Origin of the sequence: Actinacidiphila glaucinigra, from assembly GCF_035918135.1 — a bacterium.
In the GTDB taxonomy this organism is placed as follows: Bacteria; Actinomycetota; Actinomycetes; order Streptomycetales; family Streptomycetaceae; genus Actinacidiphila; species Actinacidiphila glaucinigra.
In genome coordinates this window covers 3,677,714-3,695,406 of sequence record NZ_CP109144.1, presented here as the reverse complement: position 1 = coordinate 3,695,406, position 17,693 = coordinate 3,677,714, and the positions used below count along the sequence as shown (strand labels likewise).

The 17,693-nt window shown below is 68.6% G+C and carries 13 protein-coding genes; 8 read left to right on the top strand and 5 right to left on the bottom strand.

Annotated features, from left to right (window positions below; all coding sequences use genetic code 11):
* Nucleotides 1-26: 26 nt before the first annotated feature.
* From OIE69_RS16165 to OIE69_RS16150, 4 genes are read right to left on the bottom strand one after another with little or no spacing between them, the layout of a single operon-like run.
* Nucleotides 27-794, bottom strand: coding sequence for a succinate dehydrogenase/fumarate reductase iron-sulfur subunit (locus OIE69_RS16165; RefSeq protein WP_326572629.1), 768 nt, complete (start codon nt 792-794; stop codon nt 27-29).
* Nucleotides 791-2,713, bottom strand: coding sequence for a fumarate reductase/succinate dehydrogenase flavoprotein subunit (locus OIE69_RS16160; protein WP_326572628.1), 1,923 nt, complete (start codon nt 2,711-2,713; stop codon nt 791-793). Before OIE69_RS16160 ends, OIE69_RS16165 begins: the two co-directional genes overlap by 4 nt.
* The gene (locus tag OIE69_RS16155) at nt 2,713-3,558 is read right to left on the bottom strand and encodes a hypothetical protein (RefSeq protein WP_326572627.1); all 846 of its coding nucleotides are present in this window, start codon (nt 3,556-3,558) and stop codon (nt 2,713-2,715) included. The genes OIE69_RS16160 and OIE69_RS16155 overlap by 1 nt, the downstream gene beginning before the upstream one ends.
* Before the next feature lie 10 nt (nt 3,559-3,568).
* A complete protein-coding gene (locus OIE69_RS16150) occupies nt 3,569-3,862 on the bottom strand; it encodes a hypothetical protein (RefSeq protein ID WP_018561431.1) in 294 nt (97 codons plus the stop codon).
* Nucleotides 3,863-4,213: 351 nt separating this feature from the next.
* Between OIE69_RS16150 and OIE69_RS16145 the strand changes: the two genes are divergently transcribed.
* The 8 genes from OIE69_RS16145 (at nt 4,214) to OIE69_RS16110 (ending at nt 15,727) form a co-directional block, all read left to right on the top strand.
* A complete protein-coding gene (locus tag OIE69_RS16145) occupies nt 4,214-5,977 on the top strand; it encodes an ABC transporter family substrate-binding protein (protein WP_326572626.1) in 1,764 nt (587 codons plus the stop codon).
* A gap of 500 nt (nt 5,978-6,477) precedes the next feature.
* A complete protein-coding gene (gene typA / locus OIE69_RS16140; protein WP_326572625.1) occupies nt 6,478-8,373 on the top strand; it encodes a translational GTPase TypA in 1,896 nt (631 codons plus the stop codon).
* A 240-nt stretch (nt 8,374-8,613) separates the two neighbouring features.
* Complete coding sequence (locus OIE69_RS16135; RefSeq protein ID WP_326572624.1) at nt 8,614-9,201, top strand: hypothetical protein; 588 nt, start codon at nt 8,614-8,616, stop codon at nt 9,199-9,201.
* 723 nt (nt 9,202-9,924) lie between these two features.
* Entirely contained in the window at nt 9,925-11,547 is a 1,623-nt protein-coding gene (locus tag OIE69_RS16130; RefSeq protein WP_326572623.1) for a peptide ABC transporter substrate-binding protein, read from the top strand.
* A gap of 153 nt (nt 11,548-11,700) precedes the next feature.
* A complete protein-coding gene (locus OIE69_RS16125) occupies nt 11,701-12,627 on the top strand; it encodes an ABC transporter permease (RefSeq protein WP_326572622.1) in 927 nt (308 codons plus the stop codon).
* Nucleotides 12,620-13,561, top strand: coding sequence for an ABC transporter permease (locus OIE69_RS16120; protein WP_326572621.1), 942 nt, complete (start codon nt 12,620-12,622; stop codon nt 13,559-13,561). Before OIE69_RS16125 ends, OIE69_RS16120 begins: the two co-directional genes overlap by 8 nt.
* Before the next feature lie 11 nt (nt 13,562-13,572).
* Complete coding sequence (locus OIE69_RS16115) at nt 13,573-14,631, top strand: ABC transporter ATP-binding protein (RefSeq protein WP_326572620.1); 1,059 nt, start codon at nt 13,573-13,575, stop codon at nt 14,629-14,631.
* Nucleotides 14,624-15,727 (top strand): ABC transporter ATP-binding protein, encoded by a 1,104-nt coding sequence (locus OIE69_RS16110; protein ID WP_326572619.1) that lies wholly within the window; start codon nt 14,624-14,626, stop codon nt 15,725-15,727. Before OIE69_RS16115 ends, OIE69_RS16110 begins: the two co-directional genes overlap by 8 nt.
* Before the next feature lie 241 nt (nt 15,728-15,968).
* On the opposite strand, the gene OIE69_RS16105 is transcribed toward OIE69_RS16110, so the two are convergent.
* On the bottom strand, nt 15,969-17,666 hold the full coding sequence (locus tag OIE69_RS16105) for an ABC transporter family substrate-binding protein (protein WP_326572618.1): 1,698 nt from the start codon (nt 17,664-17,666) through the stop codon (nt 15,969-15,971).
* Between the last annotated feature and the right edge of the window lie 27 nt (nt 17,667-17,693).

Sequence of the window (17,693 nt, the reverse complement as noted above, 5' to 3'; positions counted from 1 at the left end):
CTCCACCACGGGGGAGAACCGGTGACTCAGGTCCTGCGCCGGATCTTGTCGCCGAGCCAGACCAGCGGGTCGTACTTGCGGTCCACCGCGCGCTCCTTGAGCGGGATGAGCGCATTGTCGGTGATCTTGATGTGCTCGGGGCAGACCTCGGTACAGCACTTGGTGATGTTGCAGTAGCCGAGCCCGTGCTCGTCCTGTGCCGACCGCTTGCGGTCCAGGCCCTGCTCCTCCGCCGCGTCCAGCGGGTGCATGTCCAGTTCCGCCACCCGCATCAGGAAGCGCGGACCCGCGAAGGCCTTCTTGTTCTCCTCGTGGTCACGGACCACATGGCAGGTGTCCTGGCACAGGAAGCACTCGATGCACTTGCGGAACTCCTGAGAGCGCTCCACGTCCTCCTGGAGCATCCGGTACTCACCCGGCGCCACTCCCTCGGGCGGGACGAAGGACGGCACCTCCCGCGCCTTGTCGTAGTTGAAGGACACGTCCGTCACCAGGTCCCGCACCACGGGGAAGGTCCGCATCGGCGTGACCGTGATGGTCTCGTCCCGGCCGAACACCGACATGCGGGTCATGCACATCAGCCGCGGCCTGCCGTTGACCTCCGCGCTGCACGAGCCGCACTTGCCGGCCTTGCAGTTCCAGCGCACCGCCAGGTCGCCCGCCTGGGTGGCCTGCAGCCGGTGGATGATGTCGAGGACCACCTCGCCGTCGTGGACCTCGACCCGGTAGTCCTGCAGCCCGCCGCCGTCCGCGTCGCCGCGCCAGACCCTGAAGTGCGCCGTGTACGTGCTCACCGGTCCAGCTCCTCGTCCGTCAGGTACTTGAGCAACTCGTCCTTCTCGAAGAGCGCGAGCAGGTCGGGCCGGATCGGGTCCATCTCACGCCGCCCGACCGACACCTCGCCGAACGCGTCGGCCGGGTCGGAGAGTTCGCAGACCAGGTTGAGCTTGCGCCAGCGGCGGTCCATCTCCGGGTGGTCGTCCCGGGTGTGACCGCCCCGCGACTCCGTGCGCTCCAGCGCCGCCCGGGCCACGCACTCGCTCACCAGCAGCATGTTCCGCAGGTCGATGGCGAGGTGCCAGCCCGGGTTGAACTGCCGGTGCCCCTCGACGCCGGCCCGCCGGGCCCGCACCCGCAGCGCGTCCAGCCGGGTCAGCGCCTCCTCCATCTCGCCCTGCCGGCGGATGATGCCGACCAGGTCGTTCATCGTCTGCTGCAGCTCCTGGTGGAGCGTGTACGGGTTCTCCGGGACGCCGTCCGGTACGGCCTCGGCCTCCGCGCTGAACGGCCGCAGCGCCTCGGCGGCGGCGGCGTCGACCTGCCACTCCACGACGGCCGGACGTGTGCCGCCGAGCCCGGTCGCGTACTCGGCCGCGTGCAGGCCCGCCCGGCGCCCGAAGACCAGCAGGTCGGACAGCGAGTTGCCGCCCAGCCGGTTGGAGCCGTGCATGCCGCCGGCCACCTCGCCCGCGGCGTACAGCCCCGGCACCCCGGTCGCCGCCGCCGTGTCCGGGTCGACGTCCACACCGCCCATCACGTAGTGGCAGGTGGGGCCGACCTCCATGGCCTCGGCGGTGATGTCGACGTCCGCCAGCTCCTTGAACTGGTGGTGCATCGATGGCAGTTTGCGCCGGATGACCTCGGCGGACAGCCTGGTCGACACATCAAGGAACACCCCGCCGTGCGGGGAGCCGCGGCCCGCCTTGACCTCGGAGTTGATCGCGCGGGCCACCTCGTCCCGGGGGAGCAGCTCGGGCGGCCGGCGGTTGTTGTCCGGGTCCTCGTACCAGCGGTCGCCCTCGTCCTCGCTCTGCGCGTACTTCTCCTTGAAGACGTCCGGGACGTAGTCGAACATGAACCGCTTGCCCTCGGAGTTGCGCAGCACCCCGCCGTCGCCGCGGACCGACTCGGTGACGAGGATGCCCTTCACCGACGGCGGCCAGACCATCCCCGTCGGGTGGAACTGCACGAACTCCATGTTGATCAGCGGTGCCCCGGCCAGCAGCGCCAGCGCGTGCCCGTCGCCGGTGTACTCCCACGAGTTCGACGTCACCTTGAAGGACTTGCCGATGCCGCCGGTCGCCAGCACCACGGCGGGCGCCTCGATGACGAAGAAGCGGCCCGACTCGCGGACGTAGCCGAAGACGCCGCAGACACGGCCGTCCTCACCGTCCTCCTTGAGCACCCGGGTGACCGTGCACTCCTGGAAGACCTTCAGCCGGGCCTCGTAGTCCCCGTGCTCGCGGTGGTCCTCCTGCTGCAGCGAGACGATCTTCTGCTGGAGGGTGCGGATCAGCTCCAGGCCGGTGCGGTCGCCGACGTGCGCCAGGCGCGGGTACTCGTGGCCGCCGAAGTTGCGCTGGGAGATCCTCCCGTCCTTCGTGCGGTCGAAGAGCGCGCCCCAGGTCTCCAGCTCCCACACCCGGTCCGGAGCCTCCCGGGCGTGCAGCTCCGCCATCCGCCACTGGTTGAGGAACTTCCCGCCGCGCATGGTGTCGCGGAAGTGGACCTGCCAGTTGTCGTGCGGATTGACGTTGGCCATGCTCGCGGCGATGCCGCCCTCGGCCATCACGGTGTGCGCCTTGCCGAAGAGCGACTTGCAGATCACGGCGGTACGCATGCCCTGCTCGCGCGCCTCGATGGCGGCGCGCAGCCCCGCCCCGCCCGCGCCGACCACGACGACGTCGTACGCGTGCCGTTCGACTTGTGCCATCAGAAGAACCTCGGATCGTCGAACGCCCCACTGGCGACCAGGTAGACATAGAGATCGGCGAGCGCCACGCTCGCCAGCGACAGCCAGGCCAGCAGCATGTGGCGGGAGTTGAGCTTCCCCACCCAGGTCCACATGCGGTACCGCACCGGGTGCTTGGAGAAGTGCCGCAGACGGCCGCCGACGATGTGCCGGCATGAGTGGCACGAGAAGGTGTACGCCCAGATCAGGGCGATGTTCACCAGCAGCACCAGGGTGCCCAGGCCCATGTGGCCCCACGCCCCGTGCTCGTCCCGGAAGGCGAGCACGACGTCGTAGGTCAGGATCACGGCGACCGGGATGGCGAAGTAGAAGAAGTACCGGTGGATGTTCTGCAGGATCAGCGGGAACCGCGTCTCACCGGTGTACTTCTCGTGCGGCTCGGCCACCGCGCAGGCGGGCGGCGAGGCCCAGAAGCCGCGGTAGTACGCCTTGCGGTAGTAGTAGCAGGTCAGGCGGAAGCCCAGCGGGAAGATCAGCACCAGCAGGGCGGGGGACAGCCCCCACCAGTCCCCGAAGAGCGGCCAGCGGGCGCCGAGCGGCATGTCCACGCAGTTCGAGCCCAGACAGGGCGAGTAGAACGGCGATACGTACGGCTCGGCGTAGTAGTGCGCGTTCGCGAAGGCCCGCCAGGTCGAGTAGACGACGAAGGCGCTCAGGCCGAGCGCGGTCAGCAGCGGCTGCAGCCACCAGCGGTCGGTGCGCAGATGTCGTGCCGCAATGGCCGCGCGCCCGGCGGAAAGGACGCCGTGGCGCGCGGGTGGAGCGGGTGGAGTCGGTGGAGCGGGGGGTTGTGTGTCGGTGGCCAAGGACTACTCCCTAGGGCGCTCGGCGGTCCGGCGCCCCCAGCCCTTCGTCTTCCGCGCCGGACCAGAGACTGGGGTCGTACGGCGTATCCGGGATCGTCACCATCTCCTGCCGCGGCTTCTGCCCGGCCGGGGTGGTGCCGACGCTGTCGCGCAGCAGCGCGAGATCGTCGCTGAGGTGCTTGGTGTCGGCTCGCACACGCCTCATGTCGAGGCTGTCGCCGACGTGCTGCTCCAGCTTGGACACGGCCCGGCCCAGTTCATCCAGCCGGCGCTGTACCGAAGCAAGTTCGTCCTGCAGGGACATGGCTGTCCTCACCTCCGCCACGTTGCGGGTGCACGACGCTGGCGCCAAGCGAGTGTCGCGCGTCACAGTCGCGCTTGGGAAGAGATCTGCAGGGATTCTCCCACCTACGGGTGGCGCGCGCCCGGTGCGAACGCGCCGTGGCGCGTGATTCCCCCGAAGGCCGCGCACCCGTGCGGGGGGTCTCCGGTGCACGGGGGCAGGAGCCCGCGGAGGCGTTGCGCCGGGCGGGTGGGAGGGCGGGGGCACGCGACGTGTCGAGGGCGTCCCGGTCGCGGAATGGCTTTCAGTAGGTGCGATAAGCGGCAAATAGACCGCCCCGTGATCATGGCTCCCTCGCGGAGGTACGCACGCATGGCCCGCAGCGCCACCTTGATCCGCTCCGCGACCGCCGTGGCACTCGCCGCCGTGGTCGCCGCCTCCGCCGGGTGCACGGCCGGCAAGGACGACCCCCTCGCAGGGACCGACCTCGCCTCGGCGCCCCGGGACGGGGTACGCGACGGAGGCACCCTGCGCTGGGCCGTGGACGCGGCCCCCGGCACCCTGAACGCGTTCCAGGCCGGGGCGAACGAGACCACCTCCCTGGTCGCCGGGGCCACGTTGCCGGCCGCCTTCCGGCTGGACGGCCAGGGCCGCCCGCAGATGGACACCGACCTGCTGCGGTCGGCGAAGGTGGTGCGCACCGAGCCGCAGCAGGTCGTGTCGTACCGGCTGAACCCCAAGGCGGTCTGGAGCGACGGCCGCCCGATCGGCGCCGCCGACTTCACCGCCCAGTGGAAGGCGCTGCGCGGCGCCGACGACGCGTACTGGACCGCGCGCAACGCCGGGTACGACCGGATCTCCTCGGTCACGGCCGGCAAGGACGCGCACGAGGTGAAGGTCACCTTCGGGAAGCGGTACGCGGACTGGCAGTCGCTGTTCACCCCGCTCTACCCCAAGGCCGTCACCGGCACCGCCAAGGCCTTCAACGAGGGGGCGCGCCGCGAGCTGAAGGTGGCCGGCGGACCCTTCTCCGTGCGCAGCGCGAGCGGCAAGTCCGTCACGCTGGTCCGCAACACCAAGTGGTGGGGCGACCGCGCCAAGCTGTCGCAGCTGGTCCTCGCCGCCACGCCCGCGCACCAGCGTGCCGCCGACCTGACCTCCGGCGCGCTGGACGTGGCGGAGGTCGACCGCGACGTGAGCGGCAAACACGTGGCGGTCTACCGGACGCGCGCCGCCTCCTACACACAGCTCGCGCTCAACGGCTCCACCGGGCCGCTCGCCGACGAGGAGGTGCGGCACGCCGTGGCCCGCGCGGTGGACCGGCGGGCCATCGCCAAGTCGGTGCTGGGGCCGCTCGGCCTGCCCGACGAACCGCTCGGCAACCATCTGCTGCTGCTCACCCAGTCCGGGTACGCCGACCACAGCTCCGCTCTGGGCACCTCCGACACCAAGGCCGCGCGCGCCATGCTGGACGCCGCGGGCTGGCAGCGCACCGCCCTGGACCCAGGTTCCGGGGGAGCGTCCGGCAGCGGCGCCGGGGCCGCGGAGCGCAACCAGGCGGCGCCCGCGCACAAGGTCGAGGTCAGCGTCGTCGAACCGGCGAAGACGGTGCTGCGCAAGAACGGCAAGGCGCTGACGCTGCGCTTCGTCCTGCCCAAGTCCTCGGCGACCCTGAACACGGTCGGCGACCGCATCGCCACCATGCTCTCGGGCATCGGCGTCCGCACCGAGCTGCAGCGGGTCGCCGACGACAGCTTCTTCCGCGACCACGTCGCGGCCGGCGACTTCGACCTCGCCCTCTACGGCTGGCCCGGCACCCCCTTCCCGGCGACCGACACCCGCCCGATCTTCGCCAAGCCCGAGCCCGCGCCGGACGGCTCCCTGGTCGTCGAGCAGAACTACCCCCGGGTCGGCACCGACCTCATCGACCAGCTCTTCGACCAGGCCGCCGGCGAGCTCGACCCGGCCAAGGCCCGCGACTACGCCGCCCGCGCCGACGCCCGCATCTGGTCGACCGCCGGCTCCATCCCCCTCTACCAGCGCCCCGAGCTGGTCGCCCTGCGCAAGGACGTCCTCAACGCGGGCGCCTTCGGCTTCGCGACGCCGCGATTCCAGGACATCGGCTTCAGGAAGTAAGGGGAGCGCCGTGGGGCGCCGGATCGGGGCCGGGGCCGTGACGCCGTTCGTCGCGGCCCCGGTCGTGTGCGCCGTGCACACGCCTGTGACCTCCGTCATGGCCGGGGCTCGCGCTCCCCGCAGGGACGTACCGCTTTCCCCCGCCCCGGTAGAGAGGGGAGAGCGCTGCCCGGCGACGAGCCCGGTGACCCGGCGTTCACCGGACAGTGGCCGGCGCGCCGGATACGAGGAGGCGAACCGGACCGAAAGGTGCCCGGCGCGGGACGATTCGTGCGGTGGACGGACGCGAGAGCCGTCGAGGCGGGCGAGCCGACGGCCCTGGCACTCGCGCCGGGCGCGGGCCCACAGGCCGTGGCCGGAGGCCGGACGATCATGCCCGGGCGGTCGTCGCAGCCCGGGCCCCGTACCATGGGGTGAGGCCGCGGCTCGACTCGCCCGGCGGCAGGTGTGCCGAGGAGGGTATGCCGCCACACCCACCAACCCGGGAGAAGCGCCCCAGTATGCCCACGCGCAACGACATTCGTAATGTCGCCATCGTCGCCCACGTCGACCACGGCAAGACGACGCTGGTCGACGCCATGCTCAAGCAGGCCGGAGCCTTCGCCGCGCACCAGCATCTGGACGACCGGATGATGGACTCCAACGACCTGGAGCGCGAGAAGGGCATCACCATTCTCGCGAAGAACACGGCCGTGAAGTACCACCCCAAGGGTGGCGGCGACCCCATCACGATCAACATCATCGACACCCCCGGCCACGCCGACTTCGGTGGCGAGGTCGAGCGCGGTCTGTCGATGGTCGACGCGGTCGTGCTGCTGGTGGACGCCTCCGAGGGCCCGCTGCCGCAGACCCGCTTCGTGCTGCGCAAGGCGCTGTCCGCGAAGCTGCCGGTCATCCTCTGCATCAACAAGACCGACCGCCCGGACTCCCGGATCGACGAGGTCGTCAACGAGACGTACGACCTGTTCCTGGACCTGGACGCGGACGAGGACCAGATCGAGTTCCCGATCGTCTACGCCTGCGCGCGTGACGGTGTGGCCTCGCTGACCAAGCCGGAGAACGGCACCGTCCCGGCCGACAGCGACAGCCTGGAGCCCTTCTTCTCCACCCTGCTGGCGCACGTCCCGGCCCCGGTGTACGACGAGGCCGCGCCGCTCCAGGCGCACGTCACCAACCTGGACGCCGACAACTTCCTGGGCCGTATCGCGCTGCTCCGCGTCGAGCAGGGCGAGCTCAAGAAGGGCCAGACGGTCGCCTGGATCAAGCGTGACGGTTCGATCGCCAACGTCCGCATCACCGAGCTGCTGATGACCGAGGCGCTCACCCGCAAGCCCGCCGAGAAGGCCGGCCCGGGTGACATCTGCGCCGTCGCGGGTATCCCGGAGATCACCATCGGCGAGACGTTGGCCGACCCGGAGAACCCGATCGCGCTTCCGCTGATCACGGTGGACGAGCCCGCGATCTCCATGACCATCGGCACCAACACCTCCCCGCTGGTCGGCCGCGGTCCCGGCGGCAAGGGGGCCGTCAAGTCCGCGGTCAAGGACCGCAAGGTCACCGCTCGCCAGGTCAAGGACCGTCTCGACCGCGAGCTGATCGGTAACGTCTCCCTCCGGGTGCTCGACACCGAGCGTCCGGACGCCTGGGAGGTGCAGGGCCGCGGTGAGCTGGCGCTCGCCATCCTGGTCGAGCAGATGCGTCGTGAGGGCTTCGAGCTGACCGTCGGCAAGCCGCAGGTGGTCACCCGCGAGGTCGAGGGCAAGGTCCACGAGCCGGTCGAGCGCATCACGATCGACGTGCCCGAGGAGCACATGGGCGCCGTGACGCAGCTCATGGGCACCCGCAAGGGCCGGATGGACAACATGTCCAACCACGGCTCCGGCTGGGTCCGCATGGAGTTCGTCGTGCCCTCGCGCGGTCTGATCGGCTTCCGTACCGAGTTCCTGACCGGAACGCGCGGCACGGGCATCGCCCACTCGATCCACGAGGGCCACGAGCCGTGGTTCGGCCAGCTGGTGACCCGCAACAACGGCTCGCTGGTCGCCGACCGTGCCGGTGCCGTCACCGCCTTCGCGATGACGAACCTCCAGGAGCGCGGTGTGCTCTTCACCGATCCGGGCACCGAGGTGTACGAGGGCATGATCGTCGGCGAGAACTCCCGCTCCGACGACATGGACGTCAACATCACCAAGGAGAAGAAGCTCACGAACATGCGGTCCTCGTCGGCCGACTCGTTCGAGGCGATCGTCCCGCCGCGCAAGCTCTCCCTGGAGCAGTCGCTGGAGTTCTGCCGTGACGACGAGTGCGTCGAGGTGACCCCGGAGACCGTCCGCATCCGCAAGGTCGTCCTGGACCAGAAGGAGCGCGGCCGCACCGCCTCCCGCGCCAAGCGCTGAGTCGCACCGAGGGCAACGCCCGGCCGTCCGTCCCCACGGGCCGCCGGGCGTTCCCATGGGGTGAGCGCGGCGGACGGGCGGAGGACCCACGCGTCACGGCCGCCCCTCAGATCTCCCTCAAGTCCACGACCCCCGTCCGTCACGGCTGTTTGTATCGTCCGTGACCGGCCGACTTCGTTCGGCGACGGCGTCCCGCGCTCCGCAGGGGGCGGTGGGACGCACACGACGGGGAGAAACACCATGAAGATACGCTCGGCCCTCGCCCTCGCGGCACTCGCCGGCTCGCTGCTGGCGGCCGTACCGGCCGGCTCCGCGGGCGCCGCGGAACCCATCTGCAACCCGGGCAAGCACAGGTTCACCTGGACCGACGTCTCCAAGCAGTGGGTGGTGACCCACAAGGCCCAGATCGAGAACTACACGGGCGGCACGGCGTCCCGGACCTACACGGCCAAGAAGATCACCAAGGTCGCCGCCTCGGTGAAGGCGACGGTGGGCGCGAAGGTGGGCGCCAACATCGCCATCGCCAGCATCGAGGAGCACGTCGACCTCGAACTGCAGCTGAGCGGCGAGCACACCCGGGAAAGCTCCGTGTCGGTGTCCTACAAGTTCACGAAGGACGGCGACTACATCATCTACTCGGGCACGAGGAAGGTGTCCGGGTACTACACCTACTGGCGCTGCGACCGCGGCACGAAGTGGGTCAAGACAGGGCAGTACGGAAAGACCCAGAGCTGGACCCTCGAGGTCGACGGCGGGGTGCGCTGCACCGCCAAGCCCGGCAAGAGCACCCTCGCGTACGCGGTGAAGAAGAAGTACTGCAGGTCCTGAGGGCCGGGGTCCGTGCCGCCTGACGGACCCCTTGCCGCACCGACGGGCCGCCCCCGGCAGCACCCGGGGGCGGCTCGGCCGTTCTCCGGACGTTCCGGAGGGTGCTCGGCGCCTCGGGAAGGGAATTCCCGTGTTGTCCGCCGGTGATGCGGAGAGTGACGGGATGTGTGGGGATCGGCCGCTTCGCGTGTCCGATTCCATGAATCAGGTCACATCGAACGGGACATTTCCCCGCCCGTGTGACCGAACTCACCGATGGTGCGGGCGCTGCGCGCGGTTCGGGGCGGGGGTGGCGATCTGTCGCGGTTGCGCCAGTGGCGTGGGCGCGACAGTTCGTTCCCTGTCGGCCCGTCAGGCACGTACATTCGCGTGGAATCTACGCGCTTTGCGGGCAACCGGATTTCAGTCCGGCGACGTCCGGATACAGGACGGCGTTCACCGATGCTTGTGTTACAAGTCCGTTTCGTCGGTGTCTGTCTACAATCCAAATGTCCGAATTGCGGGATTGTTTTGGACCGGTTGTGACCAAAACGAGATCGTAAGTGTGTGGTTCGTAGGCCCAACGTGACCGATAGTTGGAGCCGTTGAGCTCGGGTCAATGGGTCCAAGCGCTTATGGGGAGCGCCGACTCACGAGCACAGGTGACCGGTATCACTGTCAGGGGTGTCAGTGACGCCAGTCACCTTTCACGTAAGAACAGTGAACTCATGAGGAGGCAAACCCATGCGCGGTGCCAAGAGCGCCACCTGGGTCGCAGGCGCGATCATCGTCGCCATGGCCGCAACTGCTTGCGGTGGTGGCAAGGACAATGCCGGCGGCAGCAGCAGCAAGTCGGACGGCATTGTGTCGATGGAGATTGGCGAGCCGCAGAACGGTCTCGTCCCCTCGAACACCTACGAGACCGAGGGTGGCGAGGTCGTCCACGCCCTCTTCGTCGGGCTCACCAAGCTTGACGCCGACAACAAGATCGTCGACGACATGGCGCAGTCCATCGAGACGACGGACTCCAAGGTCTGGACGATCAAGCTCAAGCCGGGCTACACCTTCCACAACGGTGAGAAGGTGACCGCGAAGTCCTTCGTCGACGCCTGGAACTACGGCGCCAACCAGGACAACGCGCAGCAGACCAACGCGCTGTTCTCGCACATCGACGGCTACGCGGACCTGAACCCGGGCGAGGGCAAGAAGCCGAAGACGGACAAGCTGTCCGGTCTCCAGGCCGTCGACGACTCGACCCTGAAGGTCACGCTGACCGCGCCGTTCTCCGCGTTCAAGGCCCAGCTGTCCTTCAACGCGTTCTTCCCGCTGCCCGAGGCCTTCTTCAAGGACCCCAAGGGCTTCGGCGAGGCTCCGATCGGCAACGGCCCTTACGAGATGAAGGGCAAGGTCAAGCACAACGAGTCGATCAGCGTCGTCAAGTTCGACAAGTTCCCCGAGGCCTCGAAGTACGCCGTCAAGGGCATCAACTTCAAGGTCTACTCGAACGCGGACACGGCCTACCGTGACCTGCAGGGTGGCAGCATCGACATCGATGACAGCATCCCGACCTCGGGTCTGGCGACCTACAAGCAGGACCTCGGCGACCGCGCGATCGACGAGTCCGACTCGGGTGTGGGCTACATCGGCTTCCCGCTGAAGTACAACAAGGCCTTCCAGAACCCGGACCTGCGCAAGGCCATCTCGATGTCGATCGACCGCAAGACGATCGCCGACAAGATCTTCCTCGGCTCGCGCATGCCCGCCGACGACTTCATCAGCCCGATCATCCCGGGTTACCGCCAGGGCGCCTGCGGCGACGCCTGCACCCTGAACCCGACCGAGGCCAAGAAGCTCTACCAGGAGAGCGGCGGCCTCCCGGGCGACACCCTGGAGATCGGCTACAACGCCGACGGTGACCACAAGGCGTGGATCGAGGCTGTCGCCAACCAGATCCAGACCAACCTGGGCATCAAGGTCACGGCCAAGCCGTTCGAGCAGTTCCAGACCATCCTGAACGACCTGGACGCCAAGAAGTACAGCGGCGGCTTCCGTATGGGTTGGAACATGGACTACCCGAACATGGAGAACTACCTCCGCCCGATCTTCTCCAAGGACGCCATCGCCAACGGCTCCAACTACGCGGGCTACACCAACCCCGAGTTCGAGAAGCTCCTCGCGGCGGGTGACAAGGCGGCCACGGACGCCGACGCGCAGAAGGAATACCACGCGGCCGACGACATCCTCCTCAAGGAGATGCCGTACATCCCGGTGTACTTCTACAAGCTGAACGCCGGCTACAGCGACAAGCTGTCCGCCGTGAAGATCGCCGGTGGCAACGTCCTGTGGGACACCGTCAAGCTCGCCTGAGCGAGCTAGCCCTTGATGTAGCGGGCTGACAGGGGTGGGGCAGGGGGAACCGAAGGGTTTCCCCTGGCCCACCCTGTCCGCGTCCGCGTCCGTCCCGCCGCCCCCTCCCAGCCGTCCGGCGGCGGGCGGGTCAGCACCCCTTCTGGAGAACCGATGGGCCGATACGTCGCGCGCCGTTTCTTGCAGGCGATCCCTGTATTGATAGGCGTCACGTTGATCATCTATGTCCTGGTCTTCGCCCTTCACGGCGACCCGATCCAGGCATTGGCGGGCGAGAAGCGCGCCGACCCGAACATCGCCGCGATCCTGAGAGATCAGTACCACCTGAACGATCCCTGGTACGTGCAGTACTGGTACTACATCAAGGGTCTGTTCACCGGCGATCTGGGCACCACCTACACCGGCCGGCCGATCTCCGAGATCGTCTCCGAGCGCTTCCCGGTCACGCTGCAGCTGGCGATCACCGCCTTCGTCATCGAGGCCGTCGTCGGCATCCTGGCGGGTGTGCTCACGGCGCTGCGCAAGGGCAAGTTCCTGGACCAGCTGGTGCTGCTCAGCACCCTGCTGCTGATCTCGATCCCGGTCTTCGTGCTCGGTAGCGTGCTGCAGCTCGAGCTCGGCGTGCACCTGGACCTCTTCCCGATCTCCGGCAAGGACGAGGGCTGGCCCACCAGCTACATCCTGCCCGGCCTCGTGCTCGCCTCGACGTCGATGGCGTACATCACGCGCCTGACCCGCGCCAGCATGATGGAGTCGGTCCGCGCCGACTACGTGCGTACGGCCGTGGCGAAGGGCCTGCCCCGCCGCCGGGTCATCGGGATGCACGCGCTGCGCAACTCGCTGATCCCCGTCATCACGTTCCTGGGCATGGACCTCGGCGCGCTGATGGGTGGCGCGATCATCACCGAGCGGATCTTCAACCTCCCGGGCATCGGAGGGCAGCTGGCCCAGTCGGTGTACCTGCGCGAGCGGCCCGTGGTGGTCGGACTGGTGACCCTGCTGGTCGTGATCTACCTGGGGGCCAACCTGCTCGTCGACATTCTCTACGCCGTGCTCGACCCGAGGATCCGCTATGAGTGACCAGACCATCGACAAGTCCATCCCGGCCAAGGACGGGATGCCCGGCGAGCCGATCGCCGCGGCGGAGGAGAAGCCGGCGCGCGCGGCCAGCCTGCTCAGCGACGGCTGGACCGACCTGCGCAAGAACCCGATGTTCATCATCTCGGGCGTCATCATCCTGTGCCTGCTGGCGCTCGCCGTCGCGCCGGGCCTGTTCACCTCGCGCAGCCCGTTCGTCGACGGCTTCTGCCAGCTGCAGCACTCGCTGGACCGGCCCTCCTCGGGCCACCTGTTCGGCTACGACCTGCAGGGCTGCGACATCTACACCCGTACCGTGTGGGGCACCCGGAACTCGATCGTCGTGGGTGTGGTCACCACGCTGCTGACCTCGCTGGTCGGCTGCGCGCTGGGCATGATCGCCGGCCTCCAGGGCGGCTGGCTGGACACGGTCCTCTCCCGCCTGACCGAGGTCTTCTTCGCCGTCCCGCTGCTCATCGGTGGTCTGCTGATCACGTCGCTGTTCGCGACGGGCAACGTGTGGACGGTCTCCCTGGTGCTGGCGGTCCTCGGCTGGCCGCAGGTCTACCGCATCATGCGCGGTGAGGTCATCTCCAACAAGCACAACGACTACGTCAGCGCCGCCAGGGCGCTGGGTGCGGACAGCAAGCGCATCGCCTTCCGGCACATCCTGCCGAACGCGCTGGCACCGGTCATCGTCATCACGACGATGAACCTGGGCGTCTACATCGCGGCCGAGGCCGCGCTGTCCTACCTCGGCATCGGCATCCAGGCCCCGAACATCTCCTGGGGTCTGATGATCAGCGACGTGCAGAACCGGTTCCTGTCCGCGCCGCACGCGCTGCTCTTCCCGGCCGGCGCGCTCAGCCTCACGGTGCTGGCGTTCATCATGCTCGGCGACGCGGTCCGCGACGCCTTCGACCCCAAGCTGCGCTGAGGAGGGCGTACATGACCACCATCGACATGACGGAGGGCGTGCCGGCTCCCCGGCGCGCCGAGGGCAGCGGTTCTCCGCTGCTCGAGGTCCGAGACCTGCACGTGGAGTTCCACACCCGGGACGGTGTCGCCAAGGCCGTCAACGGTGTGAACTACACCGTCGACGCGGGCGAGACCCTGGCGGTTCTGGGCGAGTCCGGTTCGGGCAAGTCCGTGACCGCGCAGGCGATCATGGGCATCCTCGACATGCCTCCTGGCCGGATCCCGCAGGGCGAGATCCTCTTCCAGGGCCGGGACATGCTCAAGATGTCCTCCGAGGAGCGCCGCAAGATCCGCGGCCGGAAGATCGCCATGATCTTCCAGGACGCGCTGTCCTCGCTGAACCCGGTGCTGAGCGTCGGCTACCAGCTGGGTGAGATGTTCCGCGTCCACCAGGGGCTCTCCCGCAAGGCGGCGAAGGCCAAGTCCATCGAGCTGATGGACCGCGTGCGCATCCCGGCCGCCAAGCAGCGGGTGGACGACTACCCCCACCAGTTCTCCGGCGGCATGCGCCAGCGCATCATGATCGCGATGGCGCTCGCCCTGGAGCCCGACCTGATCATCGCGGACGAGCCGACCACCGCGCTCGACGTGACGGTGCAGGCCCAGGTCATGGACCTGCTCGCGGAGCTCCAGCGCGAGTACAACATGGGTCTGATCCTGATCACCCACGACCTCGGCGTGGTCGCCGACGTCGCCGACAAGATCGCCGTGATGTACGCCGGGCGCATCGTGGAGACCGCGCCCGTGCACGAGATCTACAAGCGCCCGGCGCACCCGTACACCAAGGGTCTGCTGGCCTCGATCCCGCGCCTGGACCAGAAGGGCCAGGAGCTCTACGCGATCAAGGGCCTGCCGCCCAACCTGCTGCGTACCCCCTCCGGCTGCGCGTTCAACCCGCGCTGCGAGATGGCGCAGGACATCTGCCGCACCGAGGTGCCCGCCCTGGTCCCCGTGACCGAGCGGGACGGCGGCGAGCTGCCGGGCCGCGGCAGCGCGTGCCACTTCTGGAAGGAGACGATCCATGGCTGACGTCACCACGAGCGACCCGACGGTGGCCGAGGTCGTCGAAGCGGCGATCGAGCGCCCCGTCGAGCGCGGTGAGCCGATCCTCCAGGTGCGCAACCTGGTCAAGCACTTCCCGCTGACCCAGGGCATCCTGTTCAAGAAGCACGTCGGCGCCGTCAAGGCGGTCGACGGGGTCTCCTTCGACCTGTACCAGGGCGAGACCCTGGGCATCGTGGGCGAGTCCGGCTGCGGCAAGTCCACCGTCGCCAAGCTGCTGATGAACCTGGAGCGGGCCACCGCCGGCGAGGTCTTCTACAAGGGCCAGGACATCACCAAGCTGTCCGGCCGGGCCCTGAAGGCCGTGCGCCGGAACATCCAGATGGTGTTCCAGGACCCGTACACCTCGCTGAACCCGCGCATGACGGTCGGCGACATCATCGGCGAGACCTTCGAGATCCACCCGGACGTCGCGCCCAAGGGCGACCGGCGCCGCAGGGTGCAGGAGCTGCTGGACGTCGTCGGCCTCAACCCGGAGTACATCAACCGGTACCCGCACCAGTTCTCCGGCGGCCAGCGGCAGCGCATCGGCATCGCCCGCGGCCTGGCGCTCAACCCGGAGATCATCATCTGCGACGAGCCGGTCTCGGCGCTGGACGTCTCCGTGCAGGCGCAGGTCATCAACCTGATGGAGAAGTTGCAGGACGAGTTCAACCTCTCCTACATCTTCATCGCGCACGACCTGTCGATCGTCCGGCACATCTCCGACCGCGTCGGTGTGATGTACCTGGGCAAGATGGCCGAGATCGGTACCGACACCCAGATCTACGAGCACCCGACCCACCCGTACACGCAGGCGCTGCTGTCGGCGGTGCCGGTGCCGGACCCGGAGGCGCGCGAGCACCGCGAGCGCATCATCCTCACCGGCGACGTCCCGTCGCCGGCCAACCCGCCGTCCGGCTGCCGCTTCCGCACCCGCTGCTGGAAGGCCCAGGACCGGTGCGCCACCGAGGAGCCGCTGCTGGCGATCCCGCAGCGCTTCAAGGACGCCGCCACCCCGGCCGCGCACGAGTCGGCGTGCCACTTCGCCGAGGAGAAGGACGTCGTCCACGCGGTGAACTGAGCACCACCCGCACCACCCACGAGGGGCGCCCGCGCGGACACCGCGCGGGCGCCCCTCGGGCGTTCCCGCCCGTACGGGACCGCCGTCCCGGCCGGGCGAGCGGTGGCCGGCCACCGGGGCGCCCCCGCGTCGCCAGGGCGCACGTCCCGTCGGCGACGGCGGCATCCGCCGCGCGGGCAAAGGGGTCCGCCCCGTCACCGGGTGGTGACGGGGCGGACGGGGTGCCGGGAGCCGGCGCGGACTACTTCAGGTAGCCGATGTTCTCGTAGCGCAGGTCCTGGAAGCCGAAGGCGCCGATGTTGACCAGGTTCTTCTTCACCGCGTAGATGTCGGGACGCTGGTACAGCGGGAGCAGGTTGGCCTGCTGCCAGATCAGCAGGTCGGAGGCGTTGGCGTCGGTGATCGCCTGGGCCGGGTCGGTGGCCGCGGCGGCCTTGTTCATGGCCGCGTCCAGCTCGTCGCTGCCCACGCCGGTGTAGTTCTGCTGGATGTTGTCGCCCACGGGCTTGGCGTAGATCGACTTGGTCGACGACACCGGGAAGGGCGTGCCGAGCCAGGAGAAGGCGGTCAGGTCGAAGCTGCCGGTGTTGACGTACTTGTCGAAGAACTCCTGCAGCGGCACCGACTTGATGTTCATCTTGATGCCGACCGCCTTGAGCATCGGCTGCATCAGCTTGCCCTCGTTGGCGGAGGTGCTGACGTTCGCCGGGATGACGAAGTCCAGCTCCAGGGTCTTGCCGCCCTTGGTGCGGAACTCGCCGCCCTGCTTCCAGCCGGCCTCGTCCAGCAGGCTCTTGGCCTTGGCCTGGTCGAAGACGCCGATGCCGGCGGAGTTGTCCTTGTAGCCCTTCTGGTTGGTGACGAAGAAGTGGTTGTTCAGCGGCTTGGCGTCCCAGTCCAGGCCCTGCAGGTCGGACTCGGCGATGGCCTGCCGGTTCAGGGCGGACATGATGGCCTGGCGGACCTTGACGTCCTTCAGCGGGCCGCGGGCGCCGTTGAAGGTGACGTGGCGGTAGTTGGGGCCGGCCGCCTTGCGGAGGTCGGCGCCCTTGACCTGCTGGGCCTGCTTGTAGCCGGCCGGGTCGGGGCCGACGCTGAAGAAGTCGACCTCGCCGTTGGCGAAGGCGCCGGCGGTGGCGTCCGCGTCCAGGGCGCGGTAGATGATCTTGTCCAGGATGGCCTTGTTGCCCCACCAGCTGTCGTCGCGCACGACGGTCAGGGTCTTGGTGGTCTTGTCGATGCCCTGGAACTTGAAGGCGCCCGCGGTGACCGGGAACTTGCCCAGGTAGCCGGTGTTGAAGCCGTCCGGGGTGCCGATGACCTTGGCCGGGTACAGCGGGCTGAACAGGCTCTTCCAGTCACCGAAGGGACTGGAGAAGGTGACCACGGCCTCCTGGTCGTTCGCGCCCTTGGCGATGCCGCTGATCAGCTCGTAGCCGGTGCTGGAGGAGATCTTGTACTTGGCGTCCTTGCCGTTCAGCGCCTTCCAGCTGGCCTCGAAGTCCTTCCAGGACAGCGGGGTGCCGTCGGACCACTTGGCCTTGGGGTTGATCTTGTAGGTGACGACCTGCTTGCCGGAGCTGTCGGAGGCCTCCGCCGAGGTCAGGTAGTCCGGGTTCGGGGTCACCGTGCCGGTGGCGTCCGACATCATGACGATCGGCATCACGGCGCGCTCGACGTCGAAGCCGTCGGCCAGGGTGCCGTCGATCTGGTTGTAGTTGAAGTTCTCGGCGATCTCGCCGATCGGCCAGTTCAGGGTGCCGCCCTGCTTGAGCTGGTCGCGGTCGGTGGCCTTGATGTTGTTGACGCTGGACTTGGGCACCGAGTTCTTCTTGGACCCGGCGTCGCTCTTCCCGTCTCCGCCGCCGCACGCGGTCAGGGTCAGCGCGCTCGCTGTGGCCAGCGCCACCACGGCGACGGACATACGTGTTCTGTTCAACGGACTCTCTCTCCTCTTGCGGGGTGG